We start from the raw sequence: 504 nt of genomic DNA on the forward strand, positions 1-504 counted from the left end.
TTAATTTCTTCAATGGTCATTCCCGTATCTTTCATAGCCATAAGAAACCTGATCCAATCCATTTGTTTCTCGGTATATACCCTTCTCCCACCCTCATCCCGACCGACATCAGGTAGAATGCCCTCTTTTTCATAATAACGAAGGGTAGATGCGGGCAATCCACTCCTGATTTCAACTTCTTTAATGGAGTACATGGTTGATCCCCTCCTGATTCTTTTATTTTCGCTTCAAGCCAGCTGTAACGATAAGTATAAGTTTTCATAGAAAAGAGTGCAAAATTAACATTTCTCTATTCACCAACTGAACAGCTAGCTCTCTCCCTGTCCTTCCCCTCGCAATTTCCCGATATAACTCCTTACATTCTCCTCTGGATGGCTCACTTCCCATTGATCTAACAGCCGATTGACCTCCTCATCCTGAGAATTCAACTGGTAATAGAATATGGCCGCTCGTAATTGGTGCTGCTCTTCGACAGGTTCATCACCAGGCCAGTGGTACTCTTGC

1 protein-coding gene and 1 pseudogene are annotated in these 504 nt (G+C 43.5%); both read right to left on the bottom strand.

All coding sequences use genetic code 11. The features are described from left to right. The coding region (locus tag AC27IT_RS28365) for a MerR family transcriptional regulator (protein WP_487092355.1) at window positions 1-194 on the bottom strand (194 nt) is incomplete at its 3' end. 114 nt (window positions 195-308) lie between these two features. Further along, a pseudogene (locus AC27IT_RS28370) lies at window positions 309-504 on the bottom strand (transcriptional regulator); the annotation flags it as partial.

The organism is Brevibacillus sp. YAE8 (assembly GCF_057543335.1).